Consider the following 16,336-nt stretch of genomic DNA (forward strand, 5'->3'; position numbering starts at 1 on the left):
TAAAGTTAAATCAAAGTGTTGCGGAATTAAGGTTTACCTGTTTGAGCCATAAGGGGAAGAGAAAATAAAAGCATTACTCCCATCACCATACCCATAAAATATTTTTTCATGATATTTGATTTACAACTATGATTAACATAATAGAATACCGTAATTTTATTTTATAAATTTCCGGGAAATAGTCCGGTTAGAGAGTTGTATCCGTACAATGTACATACCCCCATTCAGATTTGCCATCGGGATATAAGACACACCTGATTGTATTTTCTCATCATGTATTAACATTCCGGTAAGATCACAGACTTGCACTTGTGCGGTTTCGGGCACATCTATATATAATCTATTATTTATTACGCGAATATCTACAAAAGCCTCAATAGCTGTTTCGGATTCAATGCCCACGCTCAAATCTACAAACAATTGCCACTCAGACAACTGCAGCATACCCTCTCCATGATTCTCTGTCACTCGCAAACGAAAATCAGAATAGGACTGTCCTTCTTGGTTGCAAGTGTAGTATTGAGTAATCTGACGATCGCTGAACGACTGGTTCGAACGAGAATCGATAGTCACCCAGTCCACCCCATCATTTGAAGCTTCTAAAACCCAACTTCTCGGATCACGTCCTTCATTATCATTTCCGGAAGTCAAACTATACATATTCACTTTTACAGGCTCTGGTACTTCACAACAAATCCACGCAGACAGAGAAGAGAACGGACCACAATATTTGGAATCCACATCTTTATCAATCAACTTATCAGCTGTCTCTTCTGGGTTTTCACTCTCATATTGAGGCGTTATCGTAGCTACCGAAGTTAAATCGTCAGCAAGAATTCCATTACCATACAATTCAAATTCGGCTATTTTAGCCTCATTACCTTCACCGGAGACAGTCTCAATCGTCAAACGAAAACATTGCCCGGAAACCACACGAGGACAAGAGACATAAACACGTTCATTCCTTTTCGTAAATGCCACTTCCCCTCTGAATGCTCTCTTGAACCGAGCATCTCCTTCATTTTTGTATTCAACTTTAATCATGACGGGATCTTTATCCGGTTCATCAGCAGATACGATTGAAAAACTTTTCAATTTAACTTCTATAGACGATTTATATTCGATCCACGGTGCAACATCACCACCAAACGTATAAAACGTATTCCCATCATTATCCGTCAGTCTTTTCAATGTCTCCGAGTTGATGGCCTCATTCAATGAAGAAGTCAGTTCGCCACCATTTGCAGTAATGTCATTATAAAAGGTCTGAGACACATATCTCCCCGTCAACTGCCATTCAGCTAAACGGGTATCAGATGCCCCATTATTTTCTGTGACATGTAGCTTGAAATAAGTATATTCAGAATCTATTGTAGAAGGAGAGGTGGTGAACGAATATGTATAAGTAGCCCCTCTATAAGGGAACAACTGTCCGGTTCTCTGATCCATTTTGATCCATGTGTTACCATCTTTAGAAGCATATAGAATCCATGACTTAGGGTCACTCTCCGGAGTATCTGCAGTAGTGATACTATAAAATAAAGGAGTATAGGCAGCTTCTGCCTCATATTCGACCCAGAAATCTGAAGTGTTTGTCCGATATGTAGAAATCACATCCTTATCAATCAGTTTCTCAATGCCATCGGAATACTGTGCAGAAATCATACCCCCATCTGTAGTAATACAATTATCAGCTAAAGCCGTACCAAACAGTTGCCATTCTGCCAATTGAAAACGATCACCATTACCTTGCCTATCTGAAACAAATAAACGGAAATACGTATAAGCCTCCACTACAGAAGTATCATATTGTTTTTTCTGATAGCGTGTCTCAAACGTCTGATTATTTTGAGTATCCACATCAATCCACCTTTTCCCATCCTCGGAAGCTTGCAATTTCCAAGATTTGGGGTCTCCTTCTTGTGTTCCTTCTGCTGCTACCAACAGATACCCCTTCAGAACCACCGGATAAGGCGACTGATACTGAATCCAAGCATCTCCGGAAACTGTACCGACAAGTGCAGTAGTTACTTGATTATCAATTACAGCACCAACACCCGGTAACTTGGTACTAACTTCTACTGAGGTGGTAAGCGTACCTCCATTATCAGTAATATCTTGCGAAGTATATCCTTCTTGCTTAAATTGGAAATTATCGAGCTGCAATTTAGCTGCACCCGTTCCTCTGGTATATTTCAAATAAATATTACGCATCCCATCCAAAGGCTTCAACAATTCCAACGCAACAGTCTGCCACTCCTGCTCATTAGGCAAGGTAACCGTACCCAACAATTCGCCATCCGGACTATCCAAATAAACTTCGATTTTACTATTCGGTCTTTGAGGTAAAACCCTAAATTCAAGGCTCTTGGCATAATAAGGTCCGAAATCAACATTATGATATCCCGTATACGCAGCCGCAGCCATATTATCCCCTCCCATTACCGGAGAATCGACACCATCTACCGACAACGTATAAATGCCTTTCAAATAATCAAAATTCTCTGCTTCTATTCCTCTAAAAGCATCTTTGCGAACTGTTTTATCACCTATATATGAGTTGAAAGCAGCAGAAACAGCTGTAGAAGGACCGAATGGATCTTTATTATAATTGGTAAAAGGAACATAGGTCGTATACTCTTCCACAGTCTTTGTCAGCCAAGCTGTACAGGATACTCCGTCAGAGTTTCGGTTGTTATATGCCTGAAAAGCATTTATCGCCATCCATTCTGCACAATCCGGTTGATACAGATCAACCATGAAACGACGTACATAGCGCATAAGAATTCCTTTGAATCCTGGTAAATCACCGACTAATTTTCCCTGATCATCAACAACTCCCTGACAAACTTTTATAACACCAAATTCATTACACATCTGTTCACGGGTATACTTCATTATCATTTGGGCATCCTCTTTATACTGTTCGTCTCCATAATGATTATACAGCATAACGGCAGTCCCTAAAAAAGTACCTTGATTATACGTTGATGCCCAAGTATTATAATTTGAAGGTACTCCTTTCTGCCAAGTAAAACTATCATACACCTGTCCTGTAGAGGGTTTATATAAATATTCACGTTGTGCAGCATATGTTTTCCGTGCCTTTTCATAATAGCTCTCATCTCCTGTAGCTATTGCCAAATAACAAGCAGCAACTCCAGCCGGACCGTTTATGCAAGAGTTGGTTCCATAAGGATTCTCACTTGCATTCCAAATAAGCATATCATGCGGAAGTACGGCTGCCCGTTCGTACATCATATCAAAATTAGATTTTGCCACATCTAAATAACTTTGTTTCCCGGTCATTAAATATCCTCGTACACTGGCTATAACAATCCAGGCAATATCATCATTAAAGTCGTTGGACTCCCAATTATTCCCTTGACGCGCAATAAAATCAGCATGTAGCTTATCGAACATTGTTTTATATTGAATATCTCCTGTAACTTCATAAGCGTCCAAAACCACCTCAAACATCTCGGCATCTCCCCAAAAACCACCTTCACCCAAGCGCCCCTGACTGTCATTATAGTAGTTTTTTTTCCATCCTTCCATCATTGCATCCCGAGTTGCTTCTGTCAAATAATTCGGCTGTGCTTCTACCACTTCAAGTTTCCACATCTGACGTTCAGCCAATGTCCCACTTTTCTTGGTACTCAATCGCACACTTCCTCCATCTGAATCCACATCAGCAACTTCCAAAAAAAGCCCAGACTGAGTTATATAATATAAATCAGCCTGATTTTTAACTGGCACAATCTCCCAAGTAGCAGCCGACTCCCCAGAAATCATTTGACAAATCTGCGCTCCGGAAATAACATTTCCTCTACAAGCAAGGTATTGACCAGTATATGCATTCATCCATTGATAACCTTTCCCTTCTCCGGACACAAGTACCCATCGCTGAGCATTCACATTCGTTTCCGTCCAACTGACTACATCCGAATTATTGGCCAGAGAACCATCTTTTACAGATAAGACTTTTTCTCCCAAAGAAAGCCTATATGTTTGCCCGGAAATTAAATCCGTGGCGAACATATATCCTGTGATCAGAAGAAAAGAAGCTGATAATAGAATCTTCTTCATAACATTAATTATTTTTCATTTGACAGTGAATAGGGATAATCGGCTTTATTGATCCCACGTTTTTTATTAGGTTTATCCCCCATACGAAACTGGATGTCGGCACCATTGAGCAGCGAAGAATGAACCAAGAAATTTTTACTGTAATTTTTACCATTATATTTGACTTCTTGTACAAAACGACTTTTATCACTATTCTCCGGAGCAGAAATTTGAATTTTCTTTCCATTCTCCAAATGGATAACCGCCTTTTTAAACAAAGGTGCACCTAAAACATATTGATCCGATCCCGGACAAACAGAATAGAACCCTAAAGCAGAAAAAACATACCATGCCGATGTCTGACCATTGTCTTCATCACCGCAATATCCATCAGGAGCCGGTGTATACAAACGAGTCAGTACCTCTCTGATCCAATATTGAGTTTTCCACGGCTCGCCAGCATAATTATATAAATAAATCATGTGCTGAATAGGTTGATTACCATGTGCGTATTGTCCCATATCAATCACTTGCATTTCGCGCATCTCATGTACAAGACTTCCACGTGTATCTGAATTAGCACCGAATGTAGGTGGCATAATAAATACGGAATCAAGCATATTCACAAATGCCTTCTCTCCTCCCATCAAATCAATTAGTCCTTGAACATCATGAAATACAGACCATGAATAATGCCAACTATTACCTTCTGTAAAAGCATCCCACCACTTCACCGGCTCAAAATTGGGCTGAAAATGACCATTAGCCTCACGACCACTCATTAAATTAAAAGGTTTATTAAACAAATTCTTGTAATTTAAGCTACGTTTTTTATATACTTCCAACTCCTCCGAAGGGCGATTCAATTTTTTCCCCATCTGATAAATACACCAGTCATTATAAGCATATTCCAATGTACGGGCAGCACTCTGATTGATATGGTAAGGAACATACCCCAATTCATTGTATTCCTTATACCCTAAACGTCCTGAGGATTTTACCGATGGATGTGAATGGTTAGCTCCATACAATAAACCTTCATACATTTTTTCCGGTTCTTTCTTTATTATATTTTTCATACAGGCATCTGCTACTACTGATGCAGAATTATTGCCGACCATACAATCCCGATGTCCCGGACTGGCCCATTCAGGGAAAAAACCGCTTTCCAAATAAGAATTTAGAAAACCTTCCTGCATTTGTGCTCCTACAGAAGGATAAACAAGATTGATAAATGGAAGTAAACAACGAAATGTATCCCAAAAACCAGTATCAGTAAACATATACCCAGGAAGAATTTTTCCATTATGCGGACTATAGTGCACTACATTCCCTTTTGCGTCAATTTCATGAAACATGCGAGGAAACAACACTGAACGGTACAAACATGAATAGAATGTACGTAAACGATCTTCATTATCTGATTCTATTTCTACTTTACTTAATACCTCATTCCAGCGTTTCTTCCCTTTTGCTTGCAACTGCTCGAATGAAAGGTTTCCTAACTCTTGCAGATTTAATTCGGCTTGATCAAAACTAATAAATGAGGAAGCCACACGTACCTTTACCGTTTCTCCATTTTTTGTGGCAAATCCAATAATCGCACCGGCATGGTTTTCTTTTACCTCTAATTCATTTTTACGAATCTCATTACCTCCCACTACCGCCTTATAAGAAAAAGGCTTGTCAAAAACGATAACAAAATAATTCCTAAAGTTATCAGGAACACCACCGCTATTTCTCGTTGTATATCCGATGATCTTATTCTCTGCCGGTATTACTTTTACATACGATCCATTATCAAACGCATCGATCACAACATATGAGCTTTCACTCTCAGGGAAAGTAAACCGGAACATGGCAGCTCGTTCTGTCGGTACAATTTCGGTCACAACATCATAATCGGACAAATATGCACGGTAGTAATAAGGTTTGGAAATCTCTGATTTATGATTGAACCAGCTTGCCCTTGCATCTTGATCAAAAACAGGCTTCCCAGTAATCGGCATCAAAGAAAATTGTCCATAATCATTAATCCATGGGCTCGGTTGGTGTGTCTGCTTAAATCCACGAATTTTGTCGGACGAATACGTATACGTCCATCCTTCTCCCATCCTTCCTGTTTGAGGAGTCCAAAAATTCATCCCCCAAGGCATAGCAATAGCCGGATAGGTATTTCCATTTGACAATTCAAATTTGGAATCAGTACCTACTAAAGGGTTGACGTACTCCACCGGCTGCTTTCTCAAAGCTGCCGACACTGAATAAAAAATACCCAAAAACAATATAATTACAATATACCTCTTCTTCATTTCTTAACTTAAACTATGTATTTTAAAACAAGAAGAGAATGTGCTGTAAATCCAGCACCATGTGCTATCAAGCCACAAGAAACAAATTGATTTTACAACACACTCTCCAAGTGAAAAACTAAACGATCAATATTTTAGATCAAAGAATCCAACACAATACTTAATTGAAAGAACATTCGATTACATTTCAGTTTCCCATCCGGTATTCTGTACAATCCGAGCATTTCTATTAATCTCCGTTTGAGGAATAGGAAAGAGGCTCATACGTTTTGAATAAACACGTGTTTCCCAAACCTTACGTTTATAGAAAAGTAATGGATCTTTTGCATCGTCTGAGGCCATATCTACAGTAACATCAAATCCGACCATGTCACCTCCTTCACCACCATTATGCCATGACGGATAAATCCAGCCATCACCGGTTGCCATATCGGCTACCCCCCAACGACGTACGTCAAAATAATGATGATTTTCATAGGACAACTCAAGAAGACGTTCACGATAAATCACTTTTTTCACAAATTCCTTATCATATGAATCCAAGGTAATTCGTTCAAACCCACGTTTATCTGTCGGAGTTAAGTCTTCAGCCAACAAACCTTTATATTCCGGGATACCGGCTCTCAAACGAATCTTATTCACATAGTTTATAGCCGTACCTATATCGTCCAATTCACAACACGCTTCGGCATAATTCAAATAAATCTCAGAAAGACGGATATAAACATAATAATTCACTCCTGAAACATTTGTCCTTTTTTTACGTACCAATACACCAGACCTTGGATAATCATGTCCATTCTTCGCCTGTCCGGAGTTTCCATTTAAAGAGAAATCCGTATAATAAACCAGCTTATCATCTAAATCCCATCTACGATTCTGGAATGTAAATGCAGCATAAAAACGAGGTTCACGATTATAGAACTGCTTCATGATTTTATGTTTTGAATCCGGTCTGAAATAAACAACCTTAGAAAACGGATTCTGATGAACTGTCTGACTCGTCATTTTAGCAGCAGCACCCGCTGCCGTTAAATCATCATCTGTGTAAGTAAAATACTCAGGATCTTTTTCTATACTGAGCCCGTTTTCCGTAAAAAACAAATCTATCATCTGCAAAGGTGCAGCCAAAGCTCCACCGCCAGATTGAGCATTCGTTATTCCACTGTGCTTAGGGGTCATTGTATAATAAATGTTCCACTCGCCTCCTGTCCTAAAAAAAATCATTTCCGTATTCTCCGTCCGCCCCAATGAAGCTTGAGTTACAGATGTATATGGACATGAAGAAGCTACGTCTGACGTCGCCGCCCCTTTTTTGTCCAAATACAATAATTGAAAACCTGGATTGTTTTTCATAAAATTCTCAGCAGCGGTCTTAGCTTTTTCCCATTTTTCTCTACTATAAGTTTGTGGAAAAAGATGCTTTCCATCAACATTTGTCAAATTCTTATAGTAAGAATCGCCATTAAACAATGGACTGGCGGCATACAATAAAAGCTCCGAACGGATTGCTTCTACCGCTTCTTTGGTAATATTACCAGCAAATTGCGGATTCATAGCCCCATCTTCCCCAAAGTGGGACTTTAACCTACCTTCAGATAGAATTGCGTCGAACTCACCTACCATATAATCTACACATTCATCTACCGAACTACGTTCACGCATCATCGCCTCCACATCTCCTTCAACATCAAATACTTCATCTCCAATAATGACAAACGGACCATATAGCTTAAACAAATTATAGTAATAAATGCTACGTAAAGCACGTGCCTCAGCTTTAGACCACAAGCGTTCGTATTCTTCCATTGCCGTACAACGATCAATATTGGCCATATAAATATTTGCTTTTTGAATACCTTTATAATAAGATTTCCACATATTCTCCACATAGCCGGTAGAAGGGTATAAAGTACCTAAATTAATATGATTAGAATTACATTGATCCCATGGTAACTTTGCTTCCAAGCAAGCAGGTGTCCAAATTCCTTTTGTTTCGTCATCACCGCCCGTATAATTCTGACTAGTTTCATCCGGCAAATAAGAGTATGTGTTGGAAAGCCACTGTAATGCCAGTCCTCGATTCGAAAAAACAGCATCCAAAGAAACCACATTGGAAGGAACACTGTCAAAATAGCTTTCACAAGATGTGCATACCATCATTGACAGCGCAGCCATAAATATACTTTTTACAATTTTCTTCATAATCTAAATAAAAAAATAATTAAAATATACATTTCTCTTAAAGGTTAATAGCTACACCTATCGTATACGAAGAAACATTAGGATAAGAAATACCATTATTCGTATTCAACTCAGGATCCCACAACTTAAATTTACTGAAAGTAAGAACATTAGATCCCATTATATAGAACCGACCACCACTTAAGAAACTTTTCTTTGTCCACGCTTTAGGAAAATAATAAGAAACGGTAAATTGTTTTAAGCGTAAGAAACTCATATCTTTCTGCCACCATGTACTTGTCTGAAAGTTATTTATATTTGAAGGATCAGCAGAAGACCATGCCAATCGTGGATAAAATACATTGTCATTAGAAGGATCGTCTTTACTCCAACGATCGGTGATATTAGCATACAAGGTTCCACCTCCGGTAGAACTGGTAAATGGACGTATACCAGACCCTTCCATTACCCGATCAGCTCCGGCAGTTCCCTGAAATAAAATACCAACACCAATATTTTTATAACGAAAATCACCACCAAATCCATAATAATATTTAGGAACATCTCCACGGCCAATTTTGCACATATCATATTCATCAATATGACCGTCACCATTCAAGTCCTTATACTTAATGTCACCTGGTTTAACCAATTGGCCCGGATAAGTTTCTCCAAATTGGGTGATGTTTCTTTCCTTAATTTCTTCCTCGCTTTCATACAATCCTTCAGCTATATATCCAAATCTCGCAAGTACATTAGTACCTCTTTTCTCCAACCATGGATAAGCTGGAGCAGGCTCTGCATTTTCAATAATTTCATCTTCATTCATTGTAAAGTTTCCACGAAGAGAAACCGTCCAGTCTTTACCAAATTGATGATTATATTCAAATGAAGCTTCAAATCCTTTATTCTCCACTATACCAACATTACCGGAAGCACTTACGGCAAAACCGGCATAGAGCGGCAAATTATTACGCGATACAAAAATCTTATCACGGTGCTCTTTAAACAGATCAAAAACAAAAGCTAAGTCATTATTCAAGAAGTTGATTTCAATACCTAAATCCTGTTTCAAAATAGTACACCAACGAGCTTGGTAACCATATTTATTAATGCCAATACCACCTTGTGCCCAAGAATTACTATATCCATTTTTACTTGTTATTTCAGTTTCAAAACCAAAACGGGTATCGCCTAAACTATCACTACCGACCAATCCATGTGAATAACGAAATTTCAAGAAAGAAATATACGGAGTAACAGATGCCCAGAATTTCTCATTTGAAGGTACCCAACCAACAGCCATAGCAGGGAAAACTCCAAAACGATGTCCAGGAGAGAAGTTTTCAGAACCGGTATATCCAACGTTACCCTCTATAAAATAGCGATCATTATATGAATAAGTGACACGGGAAGAAAGACTCATTTGTTTATAAGGTAATGAATTTATCAAATTATCTCCATTTGCATCGCGATAGTCCCGCATATTAAATAACAAAAGTCCGCTTACATTATGTACACCGCCAAATAATCTCTTATAATTTAAAGCGGCCTCTGCATAAAATGTACGATAAACTTGTTTGTCTCTTTCAAAATTAACAGTTGAATTACCTTTATACTCTTCTTGCAAAATTAAATTACCTGCTTCATCAAAGAGATTACCGTCATCTACCCAAACATCACCATTTTTTCTTCCAGCTGGCTTCCAGGTACTGTCATCAACCTTATAATTTAATTGCTGATTCGCCCGAACGTCGAATGCAATCAGTGCGTGAGCCGTAAAACCCTTACTCCAATCCCAGAAATCAAGATCCTGTGTTACTTTCAGATTAGAATTAATCTGTGTCTTATATTCTGTTTTGTAACCTCTGCGGGTTAATGTCACATAGGGACTATCAAATTCACGTTGATACTGACTAAAACCTGGATTACTCCCATCTGGATACTCTACCGGATAAATTACCGGATTAATCATCATCGCTTTCGAGAAAATATCATTTAAATCAACGGCAGGATAATTCCCACTTGAAAACCAACCATTCACGCCAACATCCATTGTTGTTTTTTTAGTAGCTTTTAAATTGATATTAGTTAAAAAGTTGTAACGGTTATAAGAAATTTCTGTACTGTATGGCTGTTTAGGATCCGTTTTTGTCAAACCGGATTCATCATAATAAGAAAGTGAAATATAATAAGAAGCATTAGGAGCTCCACCACGAACATTCAAGTTTGCACGACGATTACGTCCGAAATTCTTATAAAGTTCTTTCATCCAATCGACATTCGGATAAAGATATTTATTAACAGTACGATCATTGCTTGTATTAGGAATCAAACCATTTGCCATTTTAGTATTTTCAATATACTGTTGTGAATAATAAGGAGCACCATATGTATTATTATAGGCTTCATTTACTGCATCCATATATTCATAACCGTCTACCAAATCCGGAATGCGTGTCAAACGAGTAAAACCTTCATAATAATCAACTGAAAATTTAGGCTCACTTACTATTCCTGGTTTAGTCGTAATAAGAATAACACCATTACCACCACGTACTCCATAAACAGCTGTAGAAGCCGCATCTTTCAAAACTGTAACCGATTCAATATCTTCCGGATCCAACTGTTTGAAATCACGTTCAATGCCATCCACTAATATCAATGGCCCTTTATTTGTATTCGTCATGGAAGAGATACCACGAATCCAAATATCGGAATCATCCTGACCAGGAACACCCGTACGTTGTACAGCAACCAAACCAGAAATACGACCGGCTAAAATAGAACTCATATTTGCTACTGGTGCCTTAATATGTTCCATTTTTAAGGTCGATTGAGCACCTACAACTGAGACTTTACGCATGGTACCGTAGCCAACAACTTGCACCTCGTCCAACGTTGTTACATCATCTTGCAAAGTAATATCGAGTACCGTTCCATTTACTTTCTTTTCCTGAGTTTGATAACCAATATAACTGACCACCAATATCGGATCTTTTGTTGTTAGTGTAAGATTATATGTACCATTCATATCTGTGATAGTTCCATTAGAGGTACCCTTTTCCTGAATGGTTACGCCAATCATTAGTTCACCTGTTGTATCCGTCACACGCCCGGTTACTTTTACAGGATTTGCCGCCTGCACCATCAGTGAGACAGTTAATAAGAAAAGGCACATAATTCCTCTTCCTAATGCAATAAATCCATTTGAATTCATAAGTTTTTTACTAAATCTATTTGAAGTTTATTTTTCCTAAATGAGATCAATTTATCTTATTATTGAAAACTGAGAAGTACTAACAATCTATACAAAAGAGGAGTATCATGTTTTTCAACTTTAGTCAACAAAGTTTTTTTAAAATGCGAAAGTTTATGGCGGCAGGATTCTTTTTGCCCCACACTTTTTTCAAAATAAAAACCATACTTCTTGCAATATAAAAATTACCAGTTCATTATTTAACAACAACTTTTACAGTTGTAGTCATTTCGTCTTCCACAATACGAACAATATAGAATCCTTTTCCCATGATTGGGAGTTCTATATTTTCTCCTGAAGTAATAACATTGGAAACTAATTGTCCGTTAATATTATATAGAGCTATCTTAGCAGTATTTTTCATACCAGAAACAAAAATAGCATTATCTGAAGTATACACAATATATGTATTCTCATTCTGATCGACAACTTGTTCAATACCAACGGGGGGAGCAGGAATATATGCTACATTCTTTAATGTAGGATAACTTACTTCTTCGTCAATCGTCCAGATATTTTCAAAATCGAATTTTGCATCATTATAAGGAATTTGTGTCAAGAATTCATTATCCTCCACAGGAGTAGCGTAATGCTCTATCGGACTTTCTACCACACCACCTTCTTTAGTAACATAACCTTGACTTTCCCAATCGTTCTCAGATATTTTACCATCCATCAAGAATCTTTCAGCATCAAAATTAAATACATTTCCTGTAAAGTTTATTATACCACGCGGGTTATTCTTCTGATCGCCTCCATTGGCGCCAATAAATGAGCCTGATGCAACACTTCCCTGCAGATTACCAATTGAAACACAATCTTCAATTGTAACTGTACAATCGGCGTCAACCAAACCGACAAATCCACCAACCCAGCCATAACTGTGAGAAGGATTCAATTTCACACTACCGGCAAAATAACAATTTTTCATTGTTACATTACCTGCAGCAACACCAAAGAAACCTCCGGCTTGGCTATAAGCAAAAACTTCTGCATTTACAAATGAATTAGTAATAGTAACATTACTACAATTACCACCAACAAACCCACCGACATGGTCACGTCCCACAACTTTACCAGTCAAATAACACTGATCAAAAGTTGTTTCTTTAGCAGAACCGGCAAAACCACCTAAATCCGTACTCTTATTACCATTGGCTTGAGAACCACTGAAAGAGAAATTAGAAATCCCCAAATTCTTTATTTTAGCCCCCTTAGTTGCATTAAAGAATCCTTTAGTATTATCATCATTGGTAATAACCACCGGATTTTTAATAGTATGTCCATTACCGTCAAAGCTACCGGTGAAAGGCGATTCTAAAGAACCGAAACCTTCGAATTCAACTCCTGTCATATCAATATCATTCATCAAACAAAAACTTGCGAACAACTTATTGTTGACATCAAGTAAATCTGCAACATTGTTAATAGGAAAAACATGAGATTGCCCAACCATATTAATATCAAAAGCAGTAGTTTCAAACGGTTTCAAACCCGTAATTTCAACCTCTGGAGCTATAGATATAGTAGCTACCGTTTCACCGTCAACCTCTTTCGCACCACTAAAATCTACGATAGTACCGTCAATATAAATATATTCCTCACCTTTTGTAATTTTAAAAATCAACTTCTGCCCACACGTAGATTTAATTCTCTCTAAATTCAAACTTTCAGAAGAACTCCCGTCAGCCAATTGAATTAAAAATGCCGGCTCAGGTATACCATAAATAACAGGAGTCAAAACTTTGGACTGTTGACATTTCAATATCGGATACATATTACCTTCACCACCTTCAATAAAGGTCCATATATTATCAAAGTCCCAGCCTAACGTCTCCTTGTACCATTCAGAAGAAAGTACTTCGTCAGATTCTAATTTTTCACCATTATTACTAGCGTTATCATAAACATCGGAAGGAGCAGAAGATGACAAATCCGTTCCTTTATAAGAAGCATAGTGATCAACATAATTATTGGTTAATGTAGCAGTTGATGTACGACCGTTCTCACCAATACAATATGTAGCTTCACTACAATAAATACCACTGGCAAGACAAACATTATTCTCTACAAATACTTTACCATCCGCATCAACCAAAGAGAAAATACCACCGGCACGTCCTTTCGTTGCCCGAATATTTCCTGAGAAATAACATCTTTCTACCGTACCGTAATTCACAACTCCTACAACGCCACCAGCCTGATATTCTCTCGAATAAACTTTAGCCATAGAGTAACAGTCACTTACCGTAGTTCCGGTTATTACTTTTTCAGCAGAACCTTCTTCTTCTACCTCCATTTTCTCTACCTTACCTACAATTGAACCAATATGGTCACGACCTGCAATATAGGAAGCCTGATCTACAAAACATTCTGAGATATTACAGCCATTTGCATAACCAACAATAGCACCTACATCTTCATTACCATTAAGATAAGCACCTGCAATACCTACTCTTTTTATAGTAGCTCCCGTTGCCTCACCAAACAGACCTACACGCCCCTGTTCTTCGTTTATATAACGTAAATTATGGATTGTATATCCCTGGCCATCTAATGTACCGGTAAAAACATCCATCAATTCCCAATCTTTTGTCAAATAAATATCAGCACCTAACTTAAAATCACCTGCCAAATCATACTTAACACATCTCAAGTCTTCCTCATCCATAATGGTGTAAGCAACACCTTTCACCTCTAACTCATAAGTTTTTGTGCAACCTTTTACATAATTATCACCCTGGTCTACAAAAGTCAAAGTAGTTTTACCATCTTTCAAGAAAGAAACTTTACCCTTACTATCGATTGTGGCAATTTCGGGATTAGAGCTGGTATAAGTAATAGTTCTACCAGAAGCTGGTATGGCTTCTGCATTAAAAGTTTTACCAGGCAAACATCTCTCCGGGAAAGAAGGTATGTAGATATAATTCTCTAATGGAACCTGAACATTAGATAATGATGGATATGTATTTTCTACCATTGTCCATATACCAGCATCAAAGTTAACGTCACCAAGCCAAAATTGTGCAGTTTTCAATTCATCCAAATCAAGATATCCTCCATCATAAGAATCATTTGCATTGTTAGAACGTGCTATTTCTACATTATTTTCATACAATTTCAAACCGCTCCATGAATAACTATTACTGATTGTACTAACAGCATTACTGTCTTCCGCGGGATTATCCGCACCTAAAATAGCATTTGCACCACCAGCATCTCCACTACCAGCCTTTATATAAGAAGATAATGTTACACAATTAGTAATAGTCAAACTATTACCGTCATTAAGAGCTACAATACCTCCAGAACGTCCTTCGGGACACACAGCAACACCACTAAAATAACAACGATCGACTACTGAATTTATACTTGCACCGATAATACCACCCGCTTGATAACTGGAACTAACCACAGCTGCATTGGAATAACAATTCGAAACCTGTGTCATAATATTATCGTCATCATCAACCTTTTTAGTCCCCCCAATAATACCACCAGTGTGATCCCAACCATAAACAAGCCCAGATGTATAGCATTCACTCACTTTAGCACCATATGAATTACCAATAACAGCACCTACATCTTGATGCCCAAAAATTTCCACACCTACTAAACGCAAATTTTTCACTGTTACCTTTGTAGAAGATACATCCTCTATTTTAGCAGTACCAATAAAACCAACTGAATTTTGTTCCGGACGATTGATCTTTAATCCATAAATTGTAAACCCCTTACCATCAATCGTACCCGTAAATGGAGAATCGTTTGTTCCAATAGGTTCCCATTCTTTTGATAAAGTAATATTGTTCTCAAGAACATAATCACCATTCAAATTCTCAGCAATAGCCTTTAAACCATTTTCATCTGTAATCTTAATTTGGCCCCAAACACCAATAGAAGAAAAACAAGCCAGAGCAAACATTGCTGTCTTTGCACATAGTAACTTTGTTTTCATAATAATTAAATTTTAAAATAACGATTAATATTTTATTGCAAAGTTATCGAAGTGCAAACAAATAAACAATATACGAAAAAACTATTAATAAACAAGTGTACATTTATGTCCCTTTTTAGTTCATTCACGTCCCCAGTACTTCTGTTACATTCTTCACACCATGTACCCAATCATCTATATTATATAAAACTTTAGTAACTTCTGAAAGAAATAGATAAGGAGATGGTTATTTCTACATCGAAAGCAACAACAATATTCAAAAGCCATCAGTATATAGATAGAAAATAAAAAAATAAAGGGACACAAAAGGCAATGGGATATATCTGAACAAATAGCTTCTTACCAATCTTGTTACAAGCATTGTTTTGTATTCAAACAATTTAGAATACGATAGTAAGCTACATTTATACCATACAAAGAACAACACTTTTCCATACATATTAAGTATATTATCACTGCACAAAAACTATAAGTGTACTGAATAAGTTGACACTTTATAAATCAAAAAAAGTATGTTAATTAAAAGAAAACCTCACAGAAAGTTTACAGAATTGG

Annotated in this window: 5 protein-coding genes; all 5 read right to left on the minus strand. The window is 37.5% G+C overall.

All coding sequences use genetic code 11. The features are described from left to right. Positions 1-156 precede the first annotated feature (156 nt). The 5 genes from QVP90_RS06040 to QVP90_RS06060 all read right to left on the minus strand — a co-directional run bounded on the left by QVP90_RS06040 (position 157) and on the right by QVP90_RS06060 (position 15,781). The gene (locus QVP90_RS06040) at positions 157-4,089 is read right to left on the minus strand and encodes a glycoside hydrolase family 76 protein (RefSeq protein WP_021935926.1); all 3,933 of its coding nucleotides are present in this window, start codon (positions 4,087-4,089) and stop codon (positions 157-159) included. A gap of 8 nt (positions 4,090-4,097) precedes the next feature. Continuing rightward, positions 4,098-6,380 carry a GH92 family glycosyl hydrolase gene (locus tag QVP90_RS06045; protein WP_021935927.1) on the minus strand — a complete coding sequence of 761 codons (2,283 nt, stop codon included), beginning with the start codon at positions 6,378-6,380 and terminating at the stop codon, positions 4,098-4,100. Between the two features lie 180 nt (positions 6,381-6,560). Then, complete coding sequence (locus QVP90_RS06050; protein ID WP_005934205.1) at positions 6,561-8,558, minus strand: RagB/SusD family nutrient uptake outer membrane protein; 1,998 nt, start codon at positions 8,556-8,558, stop codon at positions 6,561-6,563. A gap of 64 nt (positions 8,559-8,622) precedes the next feature. Continuing rightward, positions 8,623-11,784 carry a SusC/RagA family TonB-linked outer membrane protein gene (locus tag QVP90_RS06055; RefSeq protein WP_007482591.1) on the minus strand — a complete coding sequence of 1,054 codons (3,162 nt, stop codon included), beginning with the start codon at positions 11,782-11,784 and terminating at the stop codon, positions 8,623-8,625. Positions 11,785-12,019: 235 nt separating this feature from the next. Further along, the gene (locus QVP90_RS06060; RefSeq protein ID WP_005934210.1) at positions 12,020-15,781 is read right to left on the minus strand and encodes an Ig-like domain-containing protein; all 3,762 of its coding nucleotides are present in this window, start codon (positions 15,779-15,781) and stop codon (positions 12,020-12,022) included. Positions 15,782-16,336 lie beyond the last annotated feature (555 nt).

The sequence above is a fragment of the Bacteroides sp. CAG:189 genome (assembly GCF_000432295.1).
GTDB lineage: Bacteria > Bacteroidota > Bacteroidia > Bacteroidales > Bacteroidaceae > Bacteroides > Bacteroides salyersiae.

Coding starts and splice junctions, on each gene's coding strand:
- QVP90_RS06040 (WP_021935926.1), bottom strand. CDS start 4,089: ATGAAGAAGATTCTATTATCAGCTTCTTTTCTTCTGATCACAGGATAT.
- QVP90_RS06045 (WP_021935927.1), bottom strand. CDS start 6,380: ATGAAGAAGAGGTATATTGTAATTATATTGTTTTTGGGTATTTTTTAT.
- QVP90_RS06050 (WP_005934205.1), bottom strand. CDS start 8,558: ATGGCTGCGCTGTCAATGATGGTATGCACATCTTGTGAAAGCTATTTT.
- QVP90_RS06055 (WP_007482591.1), bottom strand. CDS start 11,784: ATGAATTCAAATGGATTTATTGCATTAGGAAGAGGAATTATGTGCCTT.
- QVP90_RS06060 (WP_005934210.1), bottom strand. CDS start 15,781: ATGAAAACAAAGTTACTATGTGCAAAGACAGCAATGTTTGCTCTGGCT.